The organism is Gemmatimonadaceae bacterium (assembly GCA_035633115.1).
Classification (GTDB): domain Bacteria; phylum Gemmatimonadota; class Gemmatimonadetes; order Gemmatimonadales; family Gemmatimonadaceae; genus UBA4720.
On sequence record DASQFN010000122.1, the window covers coordinates 57,855 to 83,487 of the forward strand.

The 25,633-nt window shown below is 62.5% G+C and carries 21 protein-coding genes and 1 tRNA gene; 2 read left to right on the forward strand and 20 right to left on the reverse strand.

The features are described from left to right. Positions 1-2: 2 nt before the first annotated feature. Entirely contained in the window at positions 3-1,310 is a 1,308-nt protein-coding gene (asnS, locus tag VES88_18875) for an asparagine--tRNA ligase (protein HYN83548.1), read from the reverse strand. A gap of 67 nt (positions 1,311-1,377) precedes the next feature. Between asnS and VES88_18880 the strand changes: the two genes are divergently transcribed. Both VES88_18880 and VES88_18885 read left to right on the forward strand, forming a co-directional pair. Then, entirely contained in the window at positions 1,378-2,877 is a 1,500-nt protein-coding gene (locus tag VES88_18880) for a HAMP domain-containing sensor histidine kinase (GenBank protein ID HYN83549.1), read from the forward strand. Further along, entirely contained in the window at positions 2,874-3,395 is a 522-nt protein-coding gene (locus VES88_18885) for a hypothetical protein (GenBank protein ID HYN83550.1), read from the forward strand. The genes VES88_18880 and VES88_18885 overlap by 4 nt, the downstream gene beginning before the upstream one ends. A gap of 37 nt (positions 3,396-3,432) precedes the next feature. Here VES88_18885 and recG read toward each other — a convergent pair whose 3' ends face one another. The 19 genes from recG to VES88_18980 all read right to left on the reverse strand — a co-directional run bounded on the left by recG (position 3,433) and on the right by VES88_18980 (position 25,555). Next, positions 3,433-5,532: an ATP-dependent DNA helicase RecG gene (gene recG / locus VES88_18890; GenBank protein HYN83551.1), complete on the reverse strand. Its 2,100-nt coding sequence runs from the start codon at positions 5,530-5,532 to the stop codon at positions 3,433-3,435. A gap of 3 nt (positions 5,533-5,535) precedes the next feature. Beyond that, positions 5,536-6,468: a signal recognition particle-docking protein FtsY gene (gene ftsY, locus VES88_18895; GenBank protein HYN83552.1), complete on the reverse strand. Its 933-nt coding sequence runs from the start codon at positions 6,466-6,468 to the stop codon at positions 5,536-5,538. A 189-nt stretch (positions 6,469-6,657) separates the two neighbouring features. Next, entirely contained in the window at positions 6,658-7,698 is a 1,041-nt protein-coding gene (locus VES88_18900; GenBank protein ID HYN83553.1) for a M23 family metallopeptidase, read from the reverse strand. Next, the gene (ftsZ, locus tag VES88_18905) at positions 7,695-8,909 is read right to left on the reverse strand and encodes a cell division protein FtsZ (GenBank protein ID HYN83554.1); all 1,215 of its coding nucleotides are present in this window, start codon (positions 8,907-8,909) and stop codon (positions 7,695-7,697) included. Before ftsZ ends, VES88_18900 begins: the two co-directional genes overlap by 4 nt. Positions 8,910-9,127: 218 nt before the next feature. Continuing rightward, positions 9,128-10,387 carry a cell division protein FtsA gene (gene ftsA / locus VES88_18910; GenBank protein ID HYN83555.1) on the reverse strand — a complete coding sequence of 420 codons (1,260 nt, stop codon included), beginning with the start codon at positions 10,385-10,387 and terminating at the stop codon, positions 9,128-9,130. Beyond that, a complete protein-coding gene (locus tag VES88_18915) occupies positions 10,384-11,223 on the reverse strand; it encodes an FtsQ-type POTRA domain-containing protein (GenBank protein ID HYN83556.1) in 840 nt (279 codons plus the stop codon). The genes ftsA and VES88_18915 overlap by 4 nt, the downstream gene beginning before the upstream one ends. Next, positions 11,220-12,599, reverse strand: coding sequence for a UDP-N-acetylmuramate--L-alanine ligase (gene murC, locus VES88_18920; GenBank protein ID HYN83557.1), 1,380 nt, complete (start codon positions 12,597-12,599; stop codon positions 11,220-11,222). Before murC ends, VES88_18915 begins: the two co-directional genes overlap by 4 nt. 31 nt (positions 12,600-12,630) lie before the next feature. After that, positions 12,631-13,746, reverse strand: a complete 1,116-nt coding sequence (locus VES88_18925) for a UDP-N-acetylglucosamine--N-acetylmuramyl-(pentapeptide) pyrophosphoryl-undecaprenol N-acetylglucosamine transferase (GenBank protein HYN83558.1) — start codon at positions 13,744-13,746, stop codon at positions 12,631-12,633. Positions 13,747-13,748: 2 nt separating this feature from the next. Then, the gene (locus VES88_18930) at positions 13,749-14,927 is read right to left on the reverse strand and encodes a putative peptidoglycan glycosyltransferase FtsW (GenBank protein ID HYN83559.1); all 1,179 of its coding nucleotides are present in this window, start codon (positions 14,925-14,927) and stop codon (positions 13,749-13,751) included. Further along, positions 14,928-16,295 carry a UDP-N-acetylmuramoyl-L-alanine--D-glutamate ligase gene (murD, locus tag VES88_18935; GenBank protein ID HYN83560.1) on the reverse strand — a complete coding sequence of 456 codons (1,368 nt, stop codon included), beginning with the start codon at positions 16,293-16,295 and terminating at the stop codon, positions 14,928-14,930. It abuts the gene before it with no gap. Beyond that, positions 16,292-17,434 carry a phospho-N-acetylmuramoyl-pentapeptide-transferase gene (gene mraY / locus VES88_18940; protein HYN83561.1) on the reverse strand — a complete coding sequence of 381 codons (1,143 nt, stop codon included), beginning with the start codon at positions 17,432-17,434 and terminating at the stop codon, positions 16,292-16,294. The genes murD and mraY overlap by 4 nt, the downstream gene beginning before the upstream one ends. Beyond that, positions 17,434-18,798 carry a UDP-N-acetylmuramoyl-tripeptide--D-alanyl-D-alanine ligase gene (murF, locus tag VES88_18945; GenBank protein HYN83562.1) on the reverse strand — a complete coding sequence of 455 codons (1,365 nt, stop codon included), beginning with the start codon at positions 18,796-18,798 and terminating at the stop codon, positions 17,434-17,436. Before murF ends, mraY begins: the two co-directional genes overlap by 1 nt. Continuing rightward, positions 18,795-20,255, reverse strand: a complete 1,461-nt coding sequence (locus VES88_18950) for a UDP-N-acetylmuramoyl-L-alanyl-D-glutamate--2,6-diaminopimelate ligase (GenBank protein ID HYN83563.1) — start codon at positions 20,253-20,255, stop codon at positions 18,795-18,797. Before VES88_18950 ends, murF begins: the two co-directional genes overlap by 4 nt. Next, positions 20,255-22,261 (reverse strand): penicillin-binding transpeptidase domain-containing protein, encoded by a 2,007-nt coding sequence (locus VES88_18955; protein HYN83564.1) that lies wholly within the window; start codon positions 22,259-22,261, stop codon positions 20,255-20,257. Before VES88_18955 ends, VES88_18950 begins: the two co-directional genes overlap by 1 nt. Then, positions 22,248-22,559 carry a hypothetical protein gene (locus VES88_18960; protein ID HYN83565.1) on the reverse strand — a complete coding sequence of 104 codons (312 nt, stop codon included), beginning with the start codon at positions 22,557-22,559 and terminating at the stop codon, positions 22,248-22,250. The genes VES88_18955 and VES88_18960 overlap by 14 nt, the downstream gene beginning before the upstream one ends. Further along, positions 22,541-23,491, reverse strand: a complete 951-nt coding sequence (gene rsmH, locus VES88_18965; protein ID HYN83566.1) for a 16S rRNA (cytosine(1402)-N(4))-methyltransferase RsmH — start codon at positions 23,489-23,491, stop codon at positions 22,541-22,543. The genes VES88_18960 and rsmH overlap by 19 nt, the downstream gene beginning before the upstream one ends. Continuing rightward, positions 23,488-25,137 carry a tetratricopeptide repeat protein gene (locus tag VES88_18970; protein HYN83567.1) on the reverse strand — a complete coding sequence of 550 codons (1,650 nt, stop codon included), beginning with the start codon at positions 25,135-25,137 and terminating at the stop codon, positions 23,488-23,490. Before VES88_18970 ends, rsmH begins: the two co-directional genes overlap by 4 nt. 118 nt (positions 25,138-25,255) lie before the next feature. Next, positions 25,256-25,329, reverse strand: a tRNA-Val gene (locus VES88_18975). Positions 25,330-25,354: 25 nt separating this feature from the next. Beyond that, positions 25,355-25,555 carry a hypothetical protein gene (locus VES88_18980; protein ID HYN83568.1) on the reverse strand — a complete coding sequence of 67 codons (201 nt, stop codon included), beginning with the start codon at positions 25,553-25,555 and terminating at the stop codon, positions 25,355-25,357. Between the last annotated feature and the right edge of the window lie 78 nt (positions 25,556-25,633).

A 25,633-nucleotide genomic window follows, 5' to 3' on the forward strand; every position in this document is an offset into this window, starting at 1 on the left:
GATCAGGGTCGAAGGCGATTCATCATGCGCGGAAACGCGATGGTCTCGCGCAGGTGAGACACACCGCAGATCCAGGCGACGGTTCTCTCCAGCCCCAGGCCAAATCCCGCGTGCACGAACGTTCCGTATTTCCGTAAGTCGAGATACCAGTTATATGCCTCGAGCGGCAGGTTCTCTTCCTTGATTCGCTGGACCAGCTTGTCGTAGTCGTCCTCGCGCTGCGAGCCGCCAATTATTTCCCCGTACCCTTCGGGGGCGAGACAGTCGTTGCACAGCACCGTTCGCGGGTCGGCGGGGTTCTCCTTCATATAGAAGGCTTTTGCCTCTTTAGGGTAATTGAAAACGAACACCGGACGGTCGTATCCCTCGACGAGAAGCGTCTCGTCTTCCGCTCCCATGTCGTCACCCCACTGAATCGCGCTCCCCTTCGACTGAAGCGTATTGACCGCGTCGGAGTAATTGATGCGCGGAAAAGGCATCGTCACTGTCTCGAGTCTGCTCACGTCGCGCTCGAGCTCCTTGAGCTCGGGCATTCTTTTGTCGAGGCATCGCGCGACGAGATAGGAGATGAACTCCTCCTGGAGGCGCATGTTGTCGTCGGAATTATTGAATGCGACTTCCGGCTCGCACATCCAGAACTCCGTAAGGTGGCGCCGCGTCTTCGATTTCTCGGCGCGGAATGTCGGGCCGAAGCAGTAAATCCTGCCAAACGCCGCCGCGGCAGCCTCTCCGTATAGCTGGCCCGTCTGCGCGAGATACGCCGTGCCTTCGTCGAAGTACTCGGTGCCGAAGAGACCGCTGCGCTCGCCGATGGCAGCGGTAAGAATCGGTGTGTCGACGAGCAGAAAGTCGCGGTCGTGGAAAAAGTCGCGGATTCCCTGCTCTATCTCGTGGCGCAACCGCGCTATTGCACGCTGGCGCTCGCTCCGCAGCCAGAGATGCCGGTTGTCGAGGAGAAAGTCTACGCCGTGCTCCTTTGGCTGGATGGGATAGTCAGTCGGGCTCCGCCCAATGATGACGAGGTCCGACACGGCGAACTCGTAGCCGCCTGGAGCGCGGACGTCAGGGCGTACCGAACCCTGTACCTCGATCGTCGTTTCCTGGGTAAGCTCATCGAACCGTTCCCACGCCTCCGGTGCAAGACTACTTTTCACGAGTACGCACTGCACGGTGCCACTACCGTCGCGCATGACGATAAAGGCAACTTTACCGGATGAGCGCAGATGAGTCACCCAGCCTCGCAGCCGGACATCGTGTCCGGCATGAGCGCTGAGCTCGGCTATTCTTGGCGTTGGGAGGGGGGGAATCATTGCGGATGGGGTGGATACTGCGATTGCGCGGCAAGCTAGACCACGCCTATAGGGGTGTCAACAGCGTATGACGCTGCGAACCAGGCTTGGGCTCGGGATCGTATCGATCACGATAATTCTGCTTGTTCCGTTGCTGCTGGCGCTCCGATCGCTGGAGACGGTGCACGGAATTACGCGAAGCCTGCGCGATCGCGAGTTTGCCGGCTCGCTGCAGCTCGGCCGGTTCCGTCAGGTCACCGACGACATCAAACGAACCGAAGACGCGCTGTTGTTCGTGCATGACGAGGCCAGTCTCGCGCGCATGAAGCGCAATCTCGACGCGCTCGCGGCGATTGGCGATTCTCTCGACAGATACAAGCTCAGCCCACCAGGCGAGACTCGAACGGCAATTCTCGCGCTCCGGGCCGCAACCGACGCGGAATACGCTGCGGCCGCGGGAGGCAACAGCACTGCGGCGGAGGACATCTCGGCGCAGCGAACGCGGCCCGCGATGCAGACAATCGAGCGCATCATCGCTCAGACGGAAGCCAAGCTCCGTGAAGAAACGCGTGACAAGGCGCAGCAGACTGCGGAGGCCACCGTCGACGCACAGAGAACTGCCGCGGGCTCACTTGCAATCGCCCTTCTCCTGGCCACGCTGATCGCGATCTGGCTCACGCGCTCGATCAGCCGGCCTGTACACGACCTGGAAAAGGGAATGAGGGCGGTGGCGGACGGCGACTTCACGCACCGGCTTCCGATGGCGGAGAGCCGGTCCGACGAGTTCGGACGCCTTGCCGGCAGCTATCAGAGAATGGCATCACAGCTCGCTGAGCTCGACAAGCTAAAAGCCGAGTTCGTATCCGTCGCGTCTCACGAGCTGAAGACACCGATAAACGTGATCGTCGGCTATCTGGAGCTCCTTCAGGAGAACATTTACGGTGAGCTGAATCCGAAGCAGCGCGAGATCTGTGTCACGCTCGGAAAACAGGCACAGACACTGACACGCCTCGTGAAGCGCCTGCTCGATATCAGCAGGTTCGAAGCTGGCGGCGGAAAGCTCGAGCGTCGGCAGATAGGCCTCGACAGGTTCCTCCACGCGTTCGAGTCGTCGTTCCAGGTTCTGGCGCTTCAGAGGGAGATTTCATTCCGCGTTGTTCGAGGGGACGATCTGCCCGGGCACGTGCTGTGGGACGAGGATCGCATAAACGAGGTGCTGGGTAACCTTCTCTCGAATGCGTTCAAGTTCACGGATCGTGGTGGAACCGTCGAGCTCGCCGTCGAGGGCGTGGACAACGAGGTTTCGATCACAGTGAGGGATTCCGGCGCCGGTATCCCGCCGGAGCAGCTTCCACATATCTTCGAGAAGTTCTACCAGGCGAACAACCAGGCTCAGTCCTCCGCGCGCGGAACGGGTTTAGGCTTGGCGATTGCAAGGGAAATAGTCGAAGCCCACGGAGGAACTATTTCGGTATCGAGCAGTATCGGCGTTGGTACCACGTTCACGATCACACTGCCTGTCCGGGCCGTGGTGACGCGCAGAACACCGTTCCGCCGCACGCCCCCCGTCGTGGAGGAAGTCGCTTGAACCGAAGAGCTTTGGCTGCTATCGCACTTGTCGTTGCAGGCTGTGGCGGGTCGCGGGCGCCAGCGCCACCCGCACTCGCAGTGGCGTTTGCGGCTACGATCGAGCAGGCCCGCCAGCGGGTCGAAGCTGGAGACTATCCGGCAGCGGACCGAATCCTGTCGGACTACGCCTTGCGAAACCAGGGCACTCAGGAAGCGCGCGAAATTTCATTCTGGCGCGCCATGTATATCGTCGATCCCGCAAACCGCACCGCCTCGGTGGCCCAGGGCATCCGCGCGCTCGACATCTATCTCGCAAGCGACGGCGCGATCTGGTACCGGCCACAAGCCGAGGTTCTGCGACGAACCGCTCTGGTGCTTCAGTCGGTGCGCCAGGCGGCGGTGCCGAAGCAGGTGAACGGTCGCGATACTGTCTACATCTCGCGCGAAGAGGAAACTGCCGCGCTGCGCGATCAGCTCGCCAGGGCCAATGCCGAGCTCGAGCGAATCAAGAAGCGCCTCGCGAATCCTGGCCGCTAACGCATACCGCTTCTTCACTGTCAGTGAAGAAGCGGCTTTATCCGACGCGGAATAGCTGCAACGCCCGCGAGTAGCGGGAGGAAAGAACTCGGCGGATTCCCTCATTCGCTCGAGATTCAAGCTCCGGATCCTCTGCCAGGAGCCGCTCGGCTTGCTCTCTCGCGACAATGTTCAATGCTTCGTCGCGAATTGGATCGGCGACTCTGAACGACGGTAATCCGCTCTGCTCTTCTCCGAAGAGATTCCCCATGCCGCGAATCCGAAGGTCCGCTCGCGCAATCTCGAATCCGTCCTCGGTCCCGGCGAAAATCCGCAGCCGCTCCGCCGAGTCGGGACCGTAGTCGCCGAGAAGGATGCAGTACGATGCTTCGGCCCCGCGGCCGACGCGTCCGCGGAGCTGATGCAGCTGCGACAATCCGAACCGCTCGGGATGCTCGATCAGCACGACCGTCGCATTCGGGACGTCGATGCCGACCTCGATTACTGTCGTCGCCACGAGAACATCTATCAACCCATCGCGGAACGCGCGCATCGTCGCGTCGCGCTCCGTCGTTGAAATCCGCCCGTGCAGGAGCGCAACGAGCTTCCCCGCAAACGGGCCCTCGGAGAGCCGCTGAAACATGGTTGTTGCGGCTTTGAGATCGATCTTCTCGGACTCCTCGATCACCGGATATACGACGTACGCCTGCCTGCCTTCGTCGGTCGCGCGCCGCACGAACTCGAGAACCTTGTCGCGTCCCTTTTCGGGCCTGATGACCGTCGTGACCGGCTGCCGTCCAGCCGGCCGCTCGTCGAGCGTGCTGACGTCCAGATCGCCGTAAACCGTGAGAGCGAGGGAACGGGGTATCGGCGTCGCACTCATCAGGAGGACGTCGGGCCGCTCGCCCTTCGCTGCAAGCAGGGCGCGATGCTCGACGCCGAACCGGTGCTGCTCGTCGATCAGAGCAAATCCAAGACGGCCAAACGACGTGCTCTCCTGAACCAGGGCATGTGTGCCGATGACGAGTGCGGGCGCTGTCGAACCGATTACTCGCGCCGCGCGCGACCTGTCGCGTGTCGTCATGCCTCCTGTCAACAGGAGCGGTTGAATCTCGAGAGGAGCAAGGAGCCGCGAGAGCGTTCCGTAGTGCTGCTCGACGAGAAGCTCGGTGGGGGCCATGATGGCCGCCTGGTATCCATTTTCCATCGCAAGCAGCGCCGCAAAGAGCCCGACAATTGTCTTTCCGCTGCCGACATCGCCCTGCAGCAGCCGATGCATCTTCCGGTCGCTGCACATGTCGACAAAGATCTCGCGGATTGCCCTGTTCTGCGCCGCGGTGAGACGGTACGGAAGATTTTTCTTGAGACTGCTCGTCAGGTCGCGGCGGTTGCGAAACGCAATGCCGCTCCGTGCTGCGCGCGCGAGAGCATTACCGCGACGATGGAGGATATGGACGAAGAGCAGCTCCTCGAACGCCAGCCGCGCCCGGCCGCGCATTGCTTCGGCAATCGACTTCGGGCGATGAACCATGCTGAGCGCTTCCGCGAGCGGCGGCACCGAGGCCGCCCGAAGGATTTCAGCGGGTAGATACTCGCTTACCGAGCGCAGCAACGCATCGAGCTGCGCATCGATTATCCCCCTGATGACTTTGAACGAGAGGCCTTCAGTCGCGGGGTAAACGGAGAGAACGCGACCTTCGATGAGGTCGCCGGTCTCCTGGCCAAGGTTCACGTGCTCGCGCGGCTGGAGCTGCCGTCCGTGAAAAAACCGGACGGTGCCGGTGAGGAGCAGCGTGTCGTCTTTCGCGATAGTGCGGTCTAGGAAAGGCTGGCCAGGCCACGCGGCCTCGATGATGCCTGTATCGTCGCGGACGACAGCCTGAAATATTCGCAGCCGTCGGCGCGTTGGAATAATCCCCTTGGATACGACACGGCCGATGATGGTCGCATCCATGCCGGGCTCGAGCGATGCAATCGGGCTCACCGTGCTCGCGTCCTCGTAGCGGTGCGGGACATGAAAGAGAAGGTCGCGCGCCGTGACAATCCCGAGCCTGCGAAGCGCCTCGGCGCGCCTCGGGCCGACGCCCTTGAGATACGTGACAGGCATGTCGAGGTACAGCTTGCCGGACGGCTCCGTCCGCCGCTCACCCTCGCTCAATCGTTAACCCTCTACGAGCTCGCGCGCGAACGCCACAGGGTTGAATGGCTCGATGTCCGCGATCGTCTCGCCGGTGCCGATGAACTTCACCGGAACGCCGAGCTCTTCGCGCACGGCGAGAACGATTCCTCCCCTGGCAGTTCCGTCGAGCTTGGTCATCACGAGCCCGGTAATGGGAATCGCGGCCGCGAAGGTGCGCGCCTGGGCTACGGCGTTCTGTCCTATAGTAGCGTCGAGCACGAGCAGCGTCTCGTGCGGCGCACCGGGAACACGCTTGCCGATGACGCGATGAATCTTCTTCAGCTCGTCCATGAGATTCGAGCTGGTGTGGAGCCTGCCTGCGGTGTCGACTATCACCACGTCGCTGCCGTACGTAACCCCCGCGTCGATGGCGTTGAATGCAACCGACGCCGGGTCGCTTCCGGCTTTGCTACCGACGAACCGCGCGCCGCTGCGCTCGGCCCACATTCGGAGCTGGTCGATCGCTCCCGCGCGAAACGTATCCGCGGCGCCTACCAGCGCAGTTCGCCCCCGCGCTGCCATCAGCGCGGACAGCTTTCCTATGAATGTCGTCTTGCCAGCACCGTTCACTCCGACAACAAGAATGACCGTTGGCTTTGTGGACGCGAACTGCAGCGACGTGTCGTCTCCGTCGGCGCCGAGAGATCGCGCGACGGCCTCCTCGAGTGCGGAGAGGAACTCCTCCTGGGTTTTGATGGTCCCCCGCTTCGCTTGCTGCTCGACGTTCTCGACGAGACGCATGCTGGTCGCCACTCCAAAATCGGCCTCGATGAGAACCTCCTCCAGCTTCTCGAGCGAGCCCTGAATCACACCGGCCTGCGTGAAGAAGCTGACGTCGGTCATCGCAACGTCTCTTACGCGCTGCCACAGCGAGCGACGCGGGGTATCGTCTGCCCGGCGAAGAATTCGGGACATCGATTTCAGCGGATAGAGGGCATAGGGACGAACACTACAACAACCTCAGGCTGGCTGGGAGCCGCCAATCGACAGACTTGGACCGATCCATCCCTCTCGTCATCGGAACTTTTCGAAAACAAAAAGAGCGCGAATCATCGCGCTCACCCCCGCGCTCCTTGCGCGGTAAACCAGCCAGCTGAGGCTTCGCTAGTTCGTGCTTCCGACAGGCGCCTCGAACGATGCCACCGTGCGCGACCGCATGCGGTTGAACAAGCCACGCTCGGATGAGGCAATGGGCATTCCACCCTGCATTTTGAGCGCCACACGCGGATCGCGCTGAACGCCGCCGACGAGAACCTCGAAATGAAGATGCGGACCCGTTGCGAGCCCGCTCTTGCCGACGTAGCCGATCGTGCTTCCAATCGCCACACGCGACCCTCCGCGCACACCGCGCGCAAATCCGCGGAGGTGACCGTACCGGCTCACGAATCCGTTGCGGTGTCGGATGTCGATGACGTTTCCGTATCCACCCTTTCTGCCGGCAAAAATCACGACCCCGTCGCCGACCGATCTGACGGGAGTTCCCATGGCTGCTGCGTAGTCGGTGCCCTTGTGACGCCGCCAGATGCCGAGCACCGGATGGCGCCGCCCGCCGAAAATGCTGGAAATCCTGCGGAACGAGACCGGCGCGCGGAGAAACGCAGCGCGAAGAGACTTACCCGTTGCATCGAAGTACTCACCATTCGAGCCCGAGCCCTTGAACAGAATCGCCTCGACCTCGTTGCCGGAAAGCGCGAGGCGTGCACCGAGGATCTTGTTCACCAGAATTGCACCGTTCGGCTGCTGGAGCCGCTCGACGAGAACGTCGAACTTGTCGCCGTACTGCAGGTCCCTGCTCATGTCAACGCGATACTCGAAGATGTCGGCCAGCGAGTATGCAAGCTCAGCGCGCTCTGAGCGGGATAGACCGGACGCCGGTGAGCGGTCGAGCGCGGAAGACAGGTTGGAGTGAATCACGCCACTCACGGTGACGGTATCGATCTTCGCTACAGTCGACGCGAGGACGACGACGGGCGCGACCTCGACTCCGGCCGGCGGCAACGAAGCTGCGACGGGCTGCGTGGGGGCAAATAGCGTGAACGGTCTGTCATTCGACGTCGACGCGATGGGCGGCGTCATCCGCAGTGCGAAGAACGTGAACAGCCCAACGAATGAATACGTAATGACCCGCGCTGTGCGGATGGTCAATCCATCTGCCTCCGAATGAAGGTCGGGATTTCCATGTCGCTGAGATCCTGGCCTTGGCCGTCCTGCTTATCCAATGACGGCGGAGAGGGCATGGGGGTCACTTTGCGGGGAATATCGGGAGGCGGAGTGCCGCGAGGCTGAATGACCGGCCGGGTGGTAGTGCGCTGAATGGGCAGCTGAATGACCGGAGTCCCGCGCGGCATGGTGTTTGTCGAGGTCGCCGATGGAGTGAAGCCGGTCACCGGTGCCGGGTTCTTGTCAAAGCCGGTCGCGATGACGGTGACTCGACACTCGCCCTGCATCGCCTTCTCGTTGACTGTGCCGAAAATGATCTCGGCATCCTCGCCGACGGCGTCCTTCACGATCTCGACAATCTGGTGCACATCACCAAGCGTGAGATCGTCGCCCCCCGTGATGTTGACGAGGACGCCCGTTGCCCCGGAAACGGAGACGTTGTCGAGAAGCGGGCTCGCGATCGCCTGCTGCGCCGCATCCGTCGCTCGATTCTCGCCGCGTCCGACACCAGTCCCCATAAGCGCCGAGCCGCCCTCCTGCATCACGGTGCGAACATCGGCAAAATCGACGTTGACGAGTCCAGTCACCGTGATCAAAGTGGAAATGCCCTGCGTTGCGTGAAGCAACACTTCGTCGGCCTTCTTCAGCGCGTCATGGAATGGAATTCCCTTCCCGACGACGGCAAGCAGCCGTTCGTTCGGAACGACAATCATCGTGTCAACGTGCTTTCGCATCTCGGTGATGCCGAGCTCGGCCTGGCGCAGACGCTTTCGACCTTCGAAGAGGAAAGGGCGAGTGACGATTCCAACCGTGAGGGCGCCCGCAGCGCGCGCCAGCTCGCATACCGTCGGCGCAGCGCCCGTGCCGGTTCCACCACCCATCCCGCAGGTGACGAATACGAGGTCCGCATTGGTCAGCACGCGGGACACCTCGTCCCTGTTCTCCTCCACGGCCTGCTTGCCGATCTCGGGACGAGCGCCTGCGCCAAGACCACGGGTTAGCTTCTTACCTATCTGTATCTTCACGTCGGACTTCGAGTTGAGCAGTGCCTGAGCGTCGGTATTTATCGATATGAACTCCACCCCGGAGAGGCGCTCCTCGATCATCCGGTTGACTGCATTGCCGCCGCCGCCGCCAATCCCGACGACCTTCATGCGAGCGTTTTGAGACGTGCTCTCCTCGAACTCGAAATTCATCTGGCGGGGACTCCGGGAGGGTGCCTTGAGGTGGGAAAAACGAACGCCAATATATACGCGTTTCCCAAAACCATCCAATAGAAAATCGGATGGGCTCCCAGGAATTCGGAGTTGAACGCGGAAATCGTGGATTCCCACAACAATGGGAATCCCGACAGCTTTATGATGTGGAAAAACTCAAGCCGCGACCGCGTCGAGAGTTGCGCTCGGCTGAGGCGCTAGAAAAAGTCCTGAAGCCAGGTCTTTACGCGCTGGGCGAGGCGATCCACGTTGGGCGAGGCCAGCGGTCGGCGCTTACCCGCCGCTGAAGCACCAGCCAGCGCAACCCTGTTGGCGCCGTAAAGAGCCAGTCCGACGACGGTCGAAAACCGGGGCGCGTCAACTGAATCGGCCAGGCCACCAATGTGCTCCGCAGGCTGGCCGATCCTCACACCAGTCCCGAAAACATCGGTCGCCAGCGCGGCAACACCCTCCATTGCCGCTGCTCCGCCCGTGATAACCACTCCACCGCTCAGCCTGTTGGCGTATCCGGCCCGCTCGATCTCCTGATGAACCAGGTAGAAAATCTCGTCTATGCGTTGGTGAATGATGTGAGCAAGAACTTCGCGGGCTACATGGCGCTGTCCCTGCGCGACCGTGCTCGGGAGCTCGATCATCTCGTCGGGGTCGATCATCGGCTCGTATGCGCAGCCGTAGCGCTCCTTCACGCGCTCGGCATCTGCCTGCGTCAGGCCAATCCCCTGCACGATGTCGTTCGTGACATTGCTGCCACCGAAGTTCACCGTCGCCAGATGCCTGATCTTACCCTCGTGAAAGATCGCGACGTCGGTTGTCCCTGCTCCCATCTCAACGAGTGCAACCCCGAGCTCCTTTTCATCCTCGGTCAGAACTGCGAGGGCACTGGCGAGTGGCTCGAGCACGAGCTCCTTTACGGAATAGCCCGCACGCTCGACTGACTTGCGGAGATTCGTCGCCGGCGAGCTGCCGATCGTCACGAGATACATCTCCGTCTCCAGGCGCGTGCCCACCATTCCGATGGGATCGCGTATTCCCTGGTTCTTGTCGACGGTGTACTCCTGCGGGATCGCGTGAAGCAGCTCGCGATCCTGGGGCACCGGCTGCGCACGAGCAACTTCGTTTGCGCGGTTCACGTCTGCCTTCGATATCTCCTCGCCGTTGACGGCGACGATTCCCTTGCTCGTCATCGCGCGCACATGCTCGCCGGCGATTCCCGCATAAATCGACTCGATCTTCGTGCCCGCCATCCGCTCTGCATCTTCGACGGCTTTCTTGATCGACCGCGTGGTTTCCTCGATGTCCGATACAATTCCGCGCCTCAACCCGGTCGTTCGTGCCTGACCGACGCCCAGAACTTTGAGCGTGGGCTGACGGTGACTTTCACCGACAGCTTCGGCAATCACGACGGTGGTTTTTGCCGAGCCGATATCGAGCCCGGCGATGACGCGTTCCTGAATCATTGCAGCCTTGCGATAACCTGATCGCGGTAACGAAGATCTAGCTCGGCGACACGGGAACCGCGCCGTCGCAGGTCTAATTCCACGGGAAAGATATCGGTCAAGCGGGTTGCGGACACCCCCAGCCGCGCGCGAACCCGGAGCATCCGCGGACCGCTCACTGCGACTGACGTTGCGGTGTCGCTGTTGATGACAGTGGAATCGCCTGGCGTGGACGGCCGCGAAGGTTGCAGCACCGGCGGCGATTCCGGAGCGTTCGACGTGAGAAGAATGACGACGTCGTCCGATGCATCACGGTACACTTCGCTGATGCGGCGATAGAGGACGGAATGGCGCGCCCGAACATCGCCGAGCATGCGGATCAGGCCCGGATCGCGCTGATTGGAGATGGGCAAGTCGAGCGCTTCACGGGCCGGGTCGATCGGAAGTGAGCGCCCTGTTGAATCCACCACCTCGAGCCCGCGCGCTCCCGGCACGAGTGCCACCGGCGGATTCTCCCTCACTTTCACCACAAGGGTTCCAGGCAGCTTTCTCGAGACGGAGACATCAGCGACCTGGGGCAACGCGCGAACGCGGTCCTCGAGGGGCGCCGGATCGTCCCACACGGAATGCACGGTGTCTATCGCGAGCCGCGCGACCACCGTGTCAGCCGAGAGGTACCGCGTGCCCTCCACTGTCACCCGGCTGACGCGGAAAAAGGCAAGCTTCGAAGCGCCGCGACGCGCGAGCCAGGGAGTCGGCGCGAGCAGCACCAGCAGCAGTATCACTACCGCGATTCTCCACCTTTTTCGCGGGCGAGGCTTGCTGATCTCGGTGAGATCCAGCGGCGCCGGACTCACTTTTTGCCGAGGCGCTGGCGGAGCTCTGCACCCGTTCGCGTGATGTCACCCGCGCCGACGGTGAGAACGACGTCTCCTTCGCGCGCGTGCGTGGCAATCGCGTCGGCAAGCTCGGAGCGCGGTCCTTCCCAGTCCGGGCCGCGGCCGTTCGTCAGCATCGATTCGGAGATCAGCCCGGCGGTGACGCCGGCGATGGGCTGCTCGCGCGCCGGATAGAGATCGCAAAGGTAGACGACGTCGGCCAGACCGAGGGCGTTTGCGAATTCGCGGTGGAAATCGCGCGTCCGTGAATAGAGATGGGGCTGGAACGCAACGATTATTCTGCGCTCGGGGAATGCCGCACGAGCCGCCTGCAGCGTGGCTTCGATCTCCGTCGGGTGATGCGCGTAGTCGTCGACCAGTGTGACGCCGGCGAAGTCGCCCAGAATCTGGAACCGACGCTCAACACCGGTGAAGGCCTCGAGGCCCGCACGCATCGCTTCGAGCGTGGTGCCAAGCGCAATTCCCGACGCAATCGCCGCGAGAGCGTTGCGAATGTTGTGCATTCCCGGCACGCGCAGCGCAACCGCGCCGAGCTCCTCGTCGTCATAGCGGACGCTGAACGCCGACCCGCCGTTTCGCGATTCGACATTCGATCCAACCAGTCGCGCGTCCGATGACTCGATGCCGTAGCGAATGATTTCGGCGCTGCTGGGAACTGGGAGCGTTGTCGCTCCAGGGTCGTCAGCGCACAGAACAATGACGTTTGCTCCCCGCGCGAACCGGGCGAATGCGTCGCGGATCTCGCCTAGTCCACCGGGATAGATATCGAGGTGATCCTCCTCGACGTTCGTGACCACGGCGATCGTCGGCGACAAGGCGTGAAAGGAGCGGTCGTACTCATCAGCTTCGACGACGAACAGCCTGTCCGAGCCGGAGATGAGATTTCCGTTCCACGCTCCGACTCTTCCGCCGGCGAGACCCGTTGGATCCAGTCCGGCAGAGCGAAGCGCTTCAGTGGTCATCACTGTGGTCGTCGTCTTTCCGTGAGTGCCGGCGACCGCGACGAGCTGCCCGCCCGATACCGCGCGTCCAAGAGCCTCCGCGCGGCGGGTAACGGGTATGCCCAGCTCTTTCGCGCGCTCGAGCTCAGGGTGATCACGCCGCACCGCGGACGTGACGACGACCTCGGAGGCGCCAGTGACATGAGCCGGATCGTGCCCTTCGAAGAGCTCGATACCAAGGCCTCTCAGATCGTCCGCTGTTGCGAGGGTCGCGTCGCACCCCGTAACGGGATAACCGCGCTTCACGAACAGCTCAGCCAGCGCGCTCATTCCTGCGCCGGCGATGCCGACGAAATGAATCGGGCCTGTCCTGGCCGGCAACGGGTCTTTCACATCCACGGGGCACATCTCACACGAAGGTAGCTCATCGAGTGACTGTCTCGCCGGCGCCGATCATGTCGAGTATGTGGCGGGCGATATCCTCGGCTGCCTTTGGGCGAGCGCGACTCGCTGCTGCAGCGCTGCGCTCCGCCAGCGCTGTCGGATTTATTACGAGAGTGCGGACGGCGTGATCGAGGCGCTCGGCCGTCAGCTCGGTCTGAGGAATGAGCTCCGCCGCACCGGCCGCAGCGAGCGCCTTCGCGTTTGCTGTTTGGTGGTCGGCTGCGGCAGTCGGGAGCGGGACCACGATTGGCGGAATGGCCCACGCGCAAAGCTCTGCCGTAGCCATGGCTCCTCCGCGACTGAGCGCAAAATCGGCCGCCGCGTATGCTTTCGCTATCGGCGCCAGGTACGGACGGACTCGCACGCGCTCGCTCTCCAGACTGGCAAATTCGCTGTAGCTTCGCTCGCCCGTCGCCCAGATGATGAATACCTCCTTAATCGCATCCGGCGAGTGCAGCCAGCGCGCCACCGTTTCATTTATCGCCTTCGCACCCTGGCTCCCGCCGTAAACCAGCATCACGCTTCCTCCCTCTTCCGGAAAGCCCCATTCCGCTCTCGCCACCCGGCGGTCCGGGAGCGGAGCAGGCGGTGGCTCGATCGGATTGCCAGTATCAAATATCTGGGTGCGACTGCCGGGCGAGAGGTGGCGGCTGGCTTCAGGAAATCCGTTGTGTACCTGCCGCGCAAAGCGGCTGAAGAAGCGCGTCGTCAGTCCGGGAAAACTGTTCTGCTCCTGAATCGCGATCGGCCTTCGATGAACGACGCCGTGAGCGAGGGCAATGCCCGACGCGTACCCCCCCGTGCCAACTATGCACGCCGGTGTGGACGCGGCCGAAATCCGGGAGACGCTTCGCCACGCGCTCACGGCGCCCCTCACGGTTCGCCAGTTCAGCCACGGCTGCGAGCGATACAGAGGATGCAGGTCCAGAAGCTCGTGGGGAAATTCAGTAGTGGGCAGCACCTGTCGCTCGATTCCGCGCATGGCTCCAATAAAGAACGGCTCGACGCGAGGATCGAGCCTGCGCATTGCGCGCGCGATTGCAAGGCCGGGATAAAGATGTCCGCCGGTGCCGCCACCGGCGAAAAGGATTCGCACTCCTACGCCCGGCCCATGACGAATGAGGGATCGGTCGCCCGCCCGCCGATGATCTTTTCTCGTGTGCTCCCGATGTTCACGAGGATGCCTGTCATCAGCATCGACAGCACGAGGTTGGAGCGGCCGTAGGAGATGAAAGGCAGCGTGAGGCCCGTTGTCGGCAGCAGCCCAATAGCGACGCCGATATGCAGGTAAGCGGTTAGAACTACAGTTGTAGTTATTCCAATCGCCACCAGCTGCAGAAACTTCGACCTCGCCGCTCTGGCAATCCGGAATCCAAGCACTACGTAGAGGGCGAACATCAGAATGACGAACGCAAGCCCGACGAATCCTCGTTCCTCGCCGATGTTCGCTGCAATGAAGTCGTCGTACGCCAGAGGCAAGAAACCGTACTGCTGCCTCCCCTGCCCGAACCCAACTCCGAACAACCCGCCCGACCCGACCGCAATCAGCGACTGTTTGAGCTGATAGTCGACATGAGGCGCCGCGGATCCTGGATCGAGAAACGCCATCATGCGAAGCAACGCGTAGTTGAGTCGCTGAACCTGCGACCACAGTAGGGGAATTGCGATGATCGCGAGCACAACGACGTGTCCGATTCTCACTCCGCCGGCAAAGAGGATGATCCCCATGATGAGTGTGTACGTCATGGCGACCGACAGATCGGGCTCGAGCGCCACGAGAATATCGAGGACGCCGACGACGAGAAGAAAAGGGAGCAGGCCCTTGGTGAGTCCCTGCAGCGCGTCACCCTTCTTTACGACGAGCATCGCCGTCCACACGATCACCGCGATCTTGCCGAGCTCGGATGGCTGGAGTGATGCACCCACGAGAAATCGCCGAGAGCCGTTCATGCGGGGCGCAATCGATTCGGTGAAAGGCAGGATCACGACGATCAGCAGCACGATCGACAGAATCATCACCGGCCAGGCCCACCGATACCACTGCTCGGCGTCGATCTTGGCAAAAATCGCGAAGACCACCATGCCGGCCGCAACCCCGGCCAGCTGCTTCAGAAAGAACGCGGCACCGCTCTGGCCGGACTGCTGAGCAACCATCGCGCTCGCGCTGTACACGGTCCCCAGGCCCAACGCGAGAAGAGCCAGCGTTACGAGGACCAGCAGGCGGCCCTCGACGCTCATGTTCCATCTGTACCGGATGTCCGCTACTGCTTCAGCCATCTATTTCTCCGCCGCGAGCTCCCTGAAGCGAGCCCCCCGCTCCTCGTAGTTCCTGAACATATCGTAGCTCGAGCAGGCGGGCGACAACAGAATTGCATCACCGGGTGTCGCGAGCTCGCGTGCTCGTCGGATCACTTCCTCGAAGTCTGCATCGACCCTCTGAAGCGGAACTATCCCGCTTAGATCCTTCTCCACCTCCGCGCCAGCCTCTCCGTACGCAACGACATGCTTCACGTTTTTTCTGATTGCGGCACTGAGAGATGTATATGGCTCCCCCTTGTGTCGACCACCGAGCAGGAGAATCGTCGGGCGGCGCATCCCTTCCACCGCGACACGAGTCGAGCTGACGTTCGTGGCCTTGGAGTCGTTGATCCACTGAACTCCCCCGAACTCGCCGACGATCTCCAACCTGTGGGACAGCGGGCGAAAGGCGGCGAGCGCTGCGCGGATCCGTTCACGCGCCTCGAGACTCTGAAAACCCTCATCAGCCACATGCACGGCGAGCGCGGCTGCAAGCGCATTAGCGACGTTGTGGTCGCCGAGCAGGCCGAGCTCGTTCCGCTCCATCAGCACGTTACCGTACAGCATCAATTTTCCTGTTGCCGGATCGAAGCATGCCTCGGATCGCCTTTCGAGCGAGAAGCCATACTTGCTGCCGGAGACCTCGGCCGTCATCGCCTGTACGCGATCGTCGTCGGCGTTCACGACCCAGCGACTGCTCTCTCCCGCGTTTGCGAAGAGAAGCGCCTTGTCCGCGTAGTACTCGGCTTCGCCCGCGTATCGATCGAGATGATCGGGACTCAGGTTCGTGAGAACTCCGACTGTGGGCGCAAGACTTGGCGTGTCGTGCAATTGAAACGACGACATCTCGAGTGCGATCCACTCGGGCTGAGGGTTGCGCAGCGCAATCTCCGTGAGCGGCGTGCCAATGTTGCCGCCGTCCTCGGCATCGACACCCAGCCCTCGCAGAATGTGTCCGACGAGGGCAGTGGTGGTAGTCTTCCCGTTTGTGCCCGTGACAGCGACGATTTTCGCGGATGTCAGGTGCCGCAGGGCGATCTCGATCTCGCTCACAATCGGAACGCGCGCGTCGCTGGCTGCACGAAGGGGCGGCGCCTCGGGAGGTATCCCCGGGCTCACAACGACGAGCGATGCGCTGGCGATTCGTTCCAGGTCATGCAACCCTGAAACCGCGTCGGCCCCGAGCGCCTTGAGCTTCTCGGCGTTCTCCGACGCCGCGCTCGAGGCGCCCGAGTCCGAGGCATATACGCGTCGTCCTTCGGACAGCAGCAATCGCGTGACGGCGGTTCCGCTTTTTCCCAGCCCAAGAACGGCTATCTCGCCGCCGGGCGGAGCTTCTTCCGTCATCTCAACTTGAGCGTGCTCAGCGCAACGAACGCGCAAAGAATTCCGAGGATCCAGAAGCGCACCACGACCTGTGCCTCATCCCACCCGCCTCTCTCGAAATGATGATGGAGCGGCGCCGTTCGAAACACTCGATGCTCGTCCGCGTAGGGCCTCCCGTGACGCGCCTTGTGAACCTTGTACGTCACACGCTGGATGATGACCGAGAGCATTTCCGCGACGAACACTCCGCCGACCAGAACGAGCAGAAACTCCGACTTGAGGAGTATCGCGACAACTCCGAGCGCTCCCCCCAGGGCGAGCGAGCCGGTGTCGCCCATGAAAACCTGCGCCGGGTGCGCGTTGAACCACAGGAATCCTATACATGCTCCCATCACCGCCGCGCAGAAAACGGTGAGCTCTCCCGCGCCGCGGAGATAATAGACCTGCAGGTACGCCGACGCATCGATGCGCCCGACGACATACGCGAAAATCGCAAGCGTCGCCACGGCGATCGCTACGAGGCCCGCCGCCAGTCCGTCGAGACCATCGGTGACGTTCACCGCGTTGCTCGTGCCGGTCAGCACGAAAGTGACGAAAAGAACGTAGAGCCAGCCGAGCGCGGCAGTGGCCGGAACGATCAGGATGTACTTGTAAAACGGGAGCGTGGTCGAAGCCCCCGGCAGCGTAGACAGCGGATACTTCCATATGAACCAGCCGAGCGCGAAGCCGATGGTTATCTGGCCTATGAGCTTGTAGCTCTCGATGAGTCCCGTGTTTTTAATTCCGCGCTGCCGCTGCTTCAGCTTCAGATAATCGTCGGTGAACCCGATGAATCCCATCCACAGCATGACGACCATTGCCAGCAGGACATACTCATTGGTCAGCTTAGCCCAGAGAAAAGTCGGGATGAGCGTCGCGGTCAGGACGATCAGGCCGCCCATCGTCGGCGTGCGCTTCTTCTCGCGGTGACTGTCCGGCGTTCCCTCGCGAATCACCTGATGCAGGCGCATGCGGCGGAGGCGCCGGATGATGATCGGGCCGACTATGAATGACACCAGCAGCGCGGTGACCGCCGCGCCGGCTGCCCGAAACGAGATGTAGTTGAAGATGCGGAGAAAACCGAAATCCTTTACGAAGGGAATCAGGAGATAGTTGAGCACTATTGCGTCGCCCAGGTAGTGAGATGTGGAACGAGCTGCTCCAGCTGAACCCCTCGCGAAGCTTTCAATAGAATAACCGCATCCGGCTCGAGTCGCGGCGCCAGAAGCGGCCAAAGCTCTTCAACCGAGCGTGCCGTGATCACGCGTTCGTCCGCGGGGCGGACGCGCTGAAGCGACTCGGCAAAATCTCCCACGCCGGCCACTACCTGAGCACCTGAATCCAGCGCCAGACGACTGATGTCGTCGTGACATTTGTCCGAAGCCGCGCCGAGCTCCCGCATCGTTCCCAGCACGATCACACGCTGCCTTCCGTCTCCAACGCCGCTCAGGAGCCCGATGGCCGCTCTCGTGGAGCCCGGGTTCGCGTTGTATGTGTCGTTTATCAGTGTCGCCCGCCCTAGCGTCTCCCAGGCGACGCGCATCTTCGGCGCAGGCATACGCGCAATTCCGGCCGCCATCGCCTGGTGCGTCACGCCGCAAACATCACCGACTGCAATCGCCAGCATCGTGTTCTCGAGGTTGTGCAGGCCTCTGAGCGGCGGGCTCACCGAAACCCCGTTCAGCTCGATCGTGCCCCGCCCGTCGGCGTGGAGTTTCCACGCGCGCGGTCTCACATCACCCAGCTCCAGACCGGCGATCACGACACGCTCCGCTTTTCCTTTCGCGGCTTCGCCAATCTCCGGCTGACTTGCCGGTGCGATCCCAACCGCAACGCCGTCGTAACACGCGGTTTCTTCCCGCAGCACACCGGCCAGATCGCCGAGCCCCTCGAGATGTTCTTCCGCAACGGACGTCACGACCGAGATCTCGGGTCTCGCAATCTCGCGCAGTATTGCAACCTCGCCGGGTATATTCGTTCCGAGCTCGATCACGGCAAGCTCTGCTTCAACCGGAGTCGCCAACAGCGTGAGCGGGACGCCGATCCTGTTGTTCAGGTTGCCGGTCGTCGCGTGGACGCGAATCTCTTCGCCCAGTGCTGCCCGGATCAGATCCTTCGTCGTCGTCTTGCCATTGCTTCCGGCGACCGCCACGACTGTTCTGCCCCAGGCCTTCCTCCAATAGCTCGCGAGCGCGCCGAGCGCCACCAGTGTGTCTGCGACCTGGAATACCGGAACGCCGAGGATCCCAAGCGGACGACTGCTCGACACGACGACGGCGGCTGCGCCAGCCGCTACTGCCGACTCCAGATAATCGTGTCCGTCGAAGCGCTCGCCGCGGAGAGCGACGAAAAGCTGCCCTGCCTGGATTGATCGAGTGTCGGTGGTGACTCCGGCGAGTGCAAGAGGGCCACGCGGAAGCGAAACGTTGGAACAATGCTCGAGCGCGGCCGCCACGCGGTCAAGCGTCCAGAAGAGTGAGCTCAATGTGATGTCAGCAGCTCACGGACGATTTCCTTCTCGTCGAACGGCGCCTTTGTCGTCCCGCGAATCTGGTATGTCTCGTGTCCTTTTCCCGCCAGCAGAACCACATCGCCGGGCCGCGCCTGCTTCAGCGCGTGCGCAATCGCCGCGCGGCGGTTCTCGATTCGCTCGTGATCCTTGCGAGTCATTCCCGCTTCGATGTCGTCGAGTATCCGTTCGGGGTCTTCGGTTCGCGGATTGTCGCTTGTGACGATTACCACATCCGCTCCTTCCTCAGCCGCTCTCCCCATTTCGGGACGCTTCCCGCGATCGCGGTCGCCACCGCATCCGAAGACCAGTATGAGCCTGCGCGTAACAAAGGGACGAATGGCCGTGAGAGCGCGCTCGAGTGCGTCCGGCGTATGGGCATAGTCGCGGAGAACCGCCGGTGATTGCGAAACAACCTCCAGTCTTCCCGGAACCTGCGGAAGGTCGTTCAATTTCGTAACGAGCGCCGGAAGCGGAACGCCGAGGGTCACGGCCACCGCGAGAGCCCCCAACGCATTGTGAACGTTGACGTCGCCAATCAGCGGCAGGCACACCGGGAACGACTCGTCCCGGTAATGCACTGTCCATTCACTTCCCGCGGGAGAAAACTTCACGCCCGTGGCGCGCATCTCGGCGCGCGAGCTCACCCCGAAGAGAATTCGCCGCCGCCGGCGCGGAAGTTTCTGCAACGCGGCGTCGTCCGCATTCACCGCCGCGTGCCCGTCGGGCTTCACGTAATCCATCAGCGCTGATTTTGCCTTGAAGTACGCTTCCATCGTGCCGTGATAATCGAGATGATCGCGGGTGAGATTCGTGAAGACGGCGGCGTCGAACTCGAGACCGTCGATTCGCCGCTGATCGAGGCTGTGCGAGGATACCTCCATTGCTACCCACCTCGCGCTCCGGTTTACGAGCTCACGCAGGATTCGCTGAAGCTCCACCGGCCCGGGCGTGGTCAGCTCATTCCCGCCCGGAACCACTTCGCCGGCCGTGCCGAGAAGAACGCCGAGTGTTCCGATCGATGCGCTCCGCGCGCTGGCATCATCCAGCAGATGGCGAAGAATTCCCGCAGTGGTGCTCTTTCCGTTCGTCCCGGTGATGCCGATCATGCGGAGCTTGCGCGATGGGTTCCCGAAAGCGGTCGACGCGGCGATAGCCGCCGCTTTGCGCCCTTCGCGAACAACGATCGCGGGAAGCGAAGTCCGGCTTGCATCTTCGACCATGGCCGCGGTCGCACCCTGTTGCTCGGCGCGCGCGAGGTAGTCGTGGCCGTCGAGAACCGCGCCCTTCACCGCGATGAACAGGAATCCGGCTCGCACTGCGCGGCTGTCGTCCGATATTCCGTCGACGAATTCCGGCAGATTTCCGGGAACCGCGGCCAGAAGCCCCGCGGCCTCGAGGGCCGAGGTCACGTTGGCCAGCGCGAAGCGCATCACCGAATGTGCTGAAGTTCGACGACGCTGCCCGCAGCCACCAGCGTACCTGCGGGAGGCAGAGTAGCGGTTCCCCGCTGGGGCACCAGACGGACGCGGAATCCTGAATGATGCAACGCGCGAACCGCATCGCGAAGGGCGAGTCCGGATATGTCGGGCACCGGCCGCTCCGATTGATCGAGCGGCCTTGCACGCGCAACATGGGGGAGCGCGATCGTCACGGCCTGTCGCGCTGCAGCTTCCTCTTCCCCCACTCCCGCCGATCCATCGTTCGAGCTCGTCGTCGCCAGGACCGCAGCGGCTCCTGCTTCGGCGAGCGTATCTACTGAGCCCGTCACGCGTCGCACCCGCTCGACACTCGCGAGCTCGGACCTGTCGAGCGCGGCGTCGCGCGCGGCGAGGGCGGCGCGGAGTATCACCTTTGTCACCGGGGCCGCTATCTCGCCGCCATAGTAGGCCTGCCGCGGACTGTCGAGCTTTACGAGCACGACGTATTGCGGCCTGTCGGCGGGGAAAAGTCCGACGAAGGAAGCAGTATAGTTGCCGAGGACATATCCCTTTCCCTGCACTGTGCGGCGCGCCGTGCCGCTCTTGCCGCCGAGGAGATAGGTCGCGAGATCAGCTCTCGTTGCGGTGCCGCTTTCGACAACTCCGAGAAGCATCTGCTGAACGTCGCGCGCCACGGCGGGACTGACGACGCGGCGAATGACTCGCGGCTTAGCGCGGTAGATCAGATCGCCGTCAGGTGACCGTATCTCCTTCACGAGGTGCGGCTCCATGAGCTCCCCGCCATTTGCAATCGCGGCATAGGCGGCAACCAGCTGCAGCGGCGTGACCGCAACCTCGTAGCCCATGACTATTGAGGATCCCGACGTGCGGTTCCAGCGAGACGGCTCGCGCAGAGTGCCCTCCGCTTCCGCAGGAAGTGGAATACCGGTTCCAATCCCAAATCCGAAGTCACGCAGAGTCTCGAATTTCTCACGGGGAGTGAGCCGTTCCGCAAAGCGGACGATTCCAATGTTGCTGGAGTACCGAATGACGTCGCTCAGCGAGAGCTGGAGTGCCTTGTGGTCATCGGTGACGAGTCGGCCCTCGAGCACGGCCCGACCGTTGAACGTCTCGACTACCTCGTCGGGGCGCGCGCGGCCGCGCTGGAGAAGAGCGGCGGCGATGAAGGGCTTGAGGGTCGACCCGGGCTCGAACGGCTCAGCCACGGCTGTGTTGGCCACCGTGCCGGGATTCGCGCGCCGGCTCGCCATCGCCAGAATCTCGCCGCTGAAGGGATTCATTACTACTATGTCTCCCCCGTCTGCCTGCAGACTGTCACTGGCTCGAACCAGAGCGCGCTCGCAGATCTCCTGGAGCGTCTCGTTGATCGTGAGTGTGAGACTGGAGCCCGCCCTCGGCGGCGACCGCCACGCCGCCGGGGCATCGATCCCGCGACCACGAACATCCACCGCACGCCTCGTCCCGGTACTGTCCCCCCGCAACACGCCGTCCATCGCAAGCTCTATCCCGTCGAGCGCCCGCCCGTCTGCGCCGACCCGTCCGACGATTCTCCTTATTCCCCCTGCGGTTGCAAAGTCGCGCTGCATGACGGTCTTCGGATGCACGCCTCTCATGTTGGTGAGTGCGGCTATCTCGGACGCGATATAGAGCTCCGGAAGCGAGACCCACTTCACCATCGGGTCAGTGGCGCGCTGGATCAGCCCGGGGGAAACGCGCATCTCGCGCAGCAGGTCCGCGAGCCGCGGACCGTCCAGGACTTCGCGTGGGGCGATGTCCACGTGAACCAGCTCATGGCTGTCCACGAGCACGGTTCCCGATGCATCGAGAATCGGGCCGCGCGGAGCCGGCACTGTGTCCGAATCGAAATGCAGTGCTCGCGCGCGCTGTGCCCACAAATCTCCCTCGACGAGCTGGAGCTTTGCCGACTGCGCCAGAAGCGCGGCGGCAAAGACCAGAAGGGCCAGGGAGATGATCGTCAGGCGGCTAGGGCGTCTCACCGCGTCTCGTCTGTCTGGGCAGTATCACTACCTGTGTGTCCGCGGGCACGTGCATCCCGAGCCGAGCTTCGGCGATTGGAATGAGCTTCACGCGAGATGATGCGTCGCGAATCTCCGCATCCAGCCGGACGCGCTCGTTCCTGAGCTGGCGGAGCCGCGCCTCCATGCCGCTCATCTGACGCGCCTGCGCGTCGCCGTAGCTGCGTCTGGTGACGACAGCAGCGGTTGTAAGGACGAAGCCGACGAGCACCGCCCCTACGATCCACCGGCCCCGTACGGCTACGCGGCGCGTCGCCATGCACGAAGGCGCGCGCTGCGCGCGCGGGGATTGCGGGAGATTTCTTCAGCAGAGGCCTTCGTGGCTTTGCGCGTCACGAGCTCACCCAGCGCTTTGCCCCCGCACGTGCATTCCAGCTGCCGTGGCGGGCAGATGCAATCGCGGCTCCATTCCCGCATTGCATGCTTCACGATCCTGTCTTCTCCGGAGTGGTACGCGATTACCGCGAGCACTCCTCCGGGATCGAGGTGGTCGCGCAGGATCGGAAGCGCGCGCTCCAGCGAGGCGAGCTCGTCGTTCACGGCAATCCGAAAACCCTGGAAGATTCTCGCGAAATCAGAGGGACCGCTTCTCGCCCCGAGCGCTCCGCGAATGGCCCGGACGAGATCGTCGCTCGATTCGAACGGCACCGTTCGCCGGCGACGGACGATCTCGCGCGCGAGACTGCGCGCGCGAATCTCGTCGGCATAGTCGCGAAGCACGGTGACCAGCTCGGCTTCTTCGAGTGTGTTGAGCAGATCTGCCGCGGTCATTCCGGCGGCCGGATCCATGCGCATGTCCAGCGGCGCGCCTTCGCGAAACGAAAACCCGCGCGACGCTTCGTCAATCTGATGCGACGAAACGCCAAGGTCGGCGAGAATACCTTCGAATTTCTGTCGCTGGTGCGGGAGCAACCTGTCTGCCTCTGCGAAGTTGCCCAATATAATGCGAAATCGGCCCGCCGCCTCTTCGGCTGCGAGCCGTTCGCGCGCCGCGCCGACCGCATTCGGGTCGCGATCCATCGCGGTGACATCCGCCCCGACTGCAAGAAGGGCGGCGGAATGTCCGCCGCCCCCCAAAGTGCAATCGAGAATTGTTTTTGCTCCTTCGAAAACTCCCCTCACCTCATCCACGAGCACCGGCGCGTGGTAGGCGCTGTCCCACGCGCCGCCCTCCGGTGCCCCCGGAATCATTTGCAGTAACGCTTGACCATCTCGTCGGTTGCGGGAGTGTACTGCGGAATTGCCGTGAGAACCTGCTTCGCGGGCTCCGGATAGCTCTGCAATCCGGCAGGGACATTCTCCTGAGCCGTGGCGAACGAATCCTTGGCGAGCCGTGCAAGCGAGCAGCTCTTGGACGTCTGCGCTTCGGTAATCGCGCTCTGCCCGATCGTGAATGCGGAGACACCCATGAGGAACTTGGCGTCGGAGGAAGGCTCGAGCTGATCGGACATCTTGAGGAAATCAACCGCCTTCTGAAGATCAGCACGGTTCTTGGACGCGTTACCCGCCTTGTACGCCGCATTGCCCTGAGCCAGCGCCACTTTGGCGAGTGTGCTCCTGTCACTGCCATTTCGCGACGCGAGCTGGATGATCGACATCACGCTGTCGGACTGGTTCATCGCAACGTAGATCAGGGCGATTTGCGCGTATCCGCCGTCGATCTTCGGATTTATCTGAACGGCGCGACGGGCAGCGGCGAGAGCCGCCGCGTTATTGCCGGCCTTGCTCAATGCACTCGCCTGGCTCAGAAGCAGAGTCGCGTTGGTGGGATACTTTGCAACGCCCTGCGCGAAAACGTCGGCCGCCCTCTGAAACTGGTTCTGTGCGGCTAGCGCGCCTGCGGTCCTGATGAAATAGGTCGTGTCGGCGGCAGAGGTGTCGGCCTTGATCAGCTCGGCTCCTGTCTGCGCTGCCAGGTCGAACTTCTTCGCTCCGAGATATACGAGCCACGCGAGGCGAAGCATCTTCGGATCGCCTGGATTGTTCTTGAGCGCTATGTCGATGATCGGCAGCACCTTGTCCCACTGACCCGTCTGCGCGAGATCGTTGATCACCTGCTCGCGAAGCTTGTCATTGCTCGGGTCGGCGGCCATGAGCGAGACGAGCGTTTCAGTCGCGCGCGGATCCTTGCGCTCCTGGTAGATGGCAGCAACGAGAGTAAGCGCGGGAATGTTGCGGGGATCGCGTGCGATGATCCGCTGCGTGATTGCCAGCACCGAGTCCGTCTGCTTCTGGGCGTTCAGAGCGTTGGCGAGGCACACGCCGGCGATCGTTCCATTGGGATACTTCGAGAGCGCTGATCGGGCGGCCTGCTCCGCCTCCTTGTACTTGCCCTCACGGTAGCGGAAAGCACACGTCTTCTCTCCCTCGAGCTGCGCGCGGGCGGACTGATACGCTTTTGACACGGCCTGCGCAGCCTGATCGAGCTTTCCTTCTGCGGGCGGGAGCGGCTGCTGGATCGTGTTGTCGCGCGCGATGACCAATCGTGCCTCGAGCTTTACGCCGGTTGGCGTCTTCGTCACCGTGCCTTCCATGTATTCATCGGCGCGAAGCAGGTTTGCCAGCGCGCGGGCGTCGTTCGACTGCAGCGCCTCGGTCGTCGAATAGCCCGACGCCGTGAGCGTCGCGTGGACGTCCTTCTGAGGAATCACGAGCAATTTCTTGGCGTCGACGTCTCTCGCGAGGCGCGACCTTATCGCTTCAGCAGCCTGAACTCCGAGACCCGGCTCGCTGCTTTGAAACGTCGTGATCATCAGATGCGGAACCGGCTCGGTTCGCTGAGCGAGTGCCGGAGCGAGCGGTGCCAGAGTCACGAATGCGGCGGCCGCGAGCAGCATTCGCTGTCCGGAGAGTTGGTAGTGACGCAAAGCCTGACTCCTTTTACTCAGTGTTGTGTCCAAGAAAACGCGTGAACAAATGTACCCCGCGAAGCATCTCCGGGTCCGTCAATTCGAATGGGCAAGGAGGGACTCGAACCCCCGACATCCTGCGTGTAAGGCAGGCGCTCTAACCAACTGAGCTACTCGCCCCTGGCTGCAGAAACCGAGCCGCTCCCTACTTCAGGATCGCAATGGGCACCAGCACACAGTACCCGAGCACCAGAAGTATTGGGGCGACAGTCGTGCCACCACGAGCGAGATCGGCGAAACCGACGACGATAACCAACAGCGCCGCAACCCACAGAGAGATGGACTGCGTGCGCCGACTGATTCGGCCACTTGGTGGAGAGGCGCTTCGCGAGTCGGAATCGACCATTGGGCGATAGTGTAGACGCGCCGCAAAACGGTGTCAAGCAGCGACACGGCAGGAGCCCAAGGCGTCATTGTTTCTTAA

Excerpts from the sequence above, each read along its gene's own strand:
- VES88_18960 (HYN83565.1), bottom strand. The coding sequence starts at position 22,559 with ATGGCGACGCGCCGCGTAGCCGTACGGGGCCGGTGGATCGTAGGGGCG.
- VES88_18950 (HYN83563.1), bottom strand. The coding sequence starts at position 20,255 with ATGCGCTTCGCGCTGGCCAACGTGACCTCGGCCCTCGAGGCCGCGGGG.
- VES88_18880 (HYN83549.1), top strand. The coding sequence starts at position 1,378 with ATGACGCTGCGAACCAGGCTTGGGCTCGGGATCGTATCGATCACGATA.
- VES88_18980 (HYN83568.1), bottom strand. The coding sequence starts at position 25,555 with ATGGTCGATTCCGACTCGCGAAGCGCCTCTCCACCAAGTGGCCGAATC.
- VES88_18970 (HYN83567.1), bottom strand. The coding sequence starts at position 25,137 with ATGCTGCTCGCGGCCGCCGCATTCGTGACTCTGGCACCGCTCGCTCCG.
- rsmH (HYN83566.1), bottom strand. The coding sequence starts at position 23,491 with ATGATTCCGGGGGCACCGGAGGGCGGCGCGTGGGACAGCGCCTACCAC.
- ftsY (HYN83552.1), bottom strand. The coding sequence starts at position 6,468 with ATGTCCCGAATTCTTCGCCGGGCAGACGATACCCCGCGTCGCTCGCTG.
- ftsA (HYN83555.1), bottom strand. The coding sequence starts at position 10,387 with ATGATTCAGGAACGCGTCATCGCCGGGCTCGATATCGGCTCGGCAAAA.
- asnS (HYN83548.1), bottom strand. The coding sequence starts at position 1,310 with ATGATTCCCCCCCTCCCAACGCCAAGAATAGCCGAGCTCAGCGCTCAT.
- murD (HYN83560.1), bottom strand. The coding sequence starts at position 16,295 with ATGACGGAAGAAGCTCCGCCCGGCGGCGAGATAGCCGTTCTTGGGCTG.
- VES88_18930 (HYN83559.1), bottom strand. The coding sequence starts at position 14,927 with ATGGCTGAAGCAGTAGCGGACATCCGGTACAGATGGAACATGAGCGTC.
- ftsZ (HYN83554.1), bottom strand. The coding sequence starts at position 8,909 with ATGAATTTCGAGTTCGAGGAGAGCACGTCTCAAAACGCTCGCATGAAG.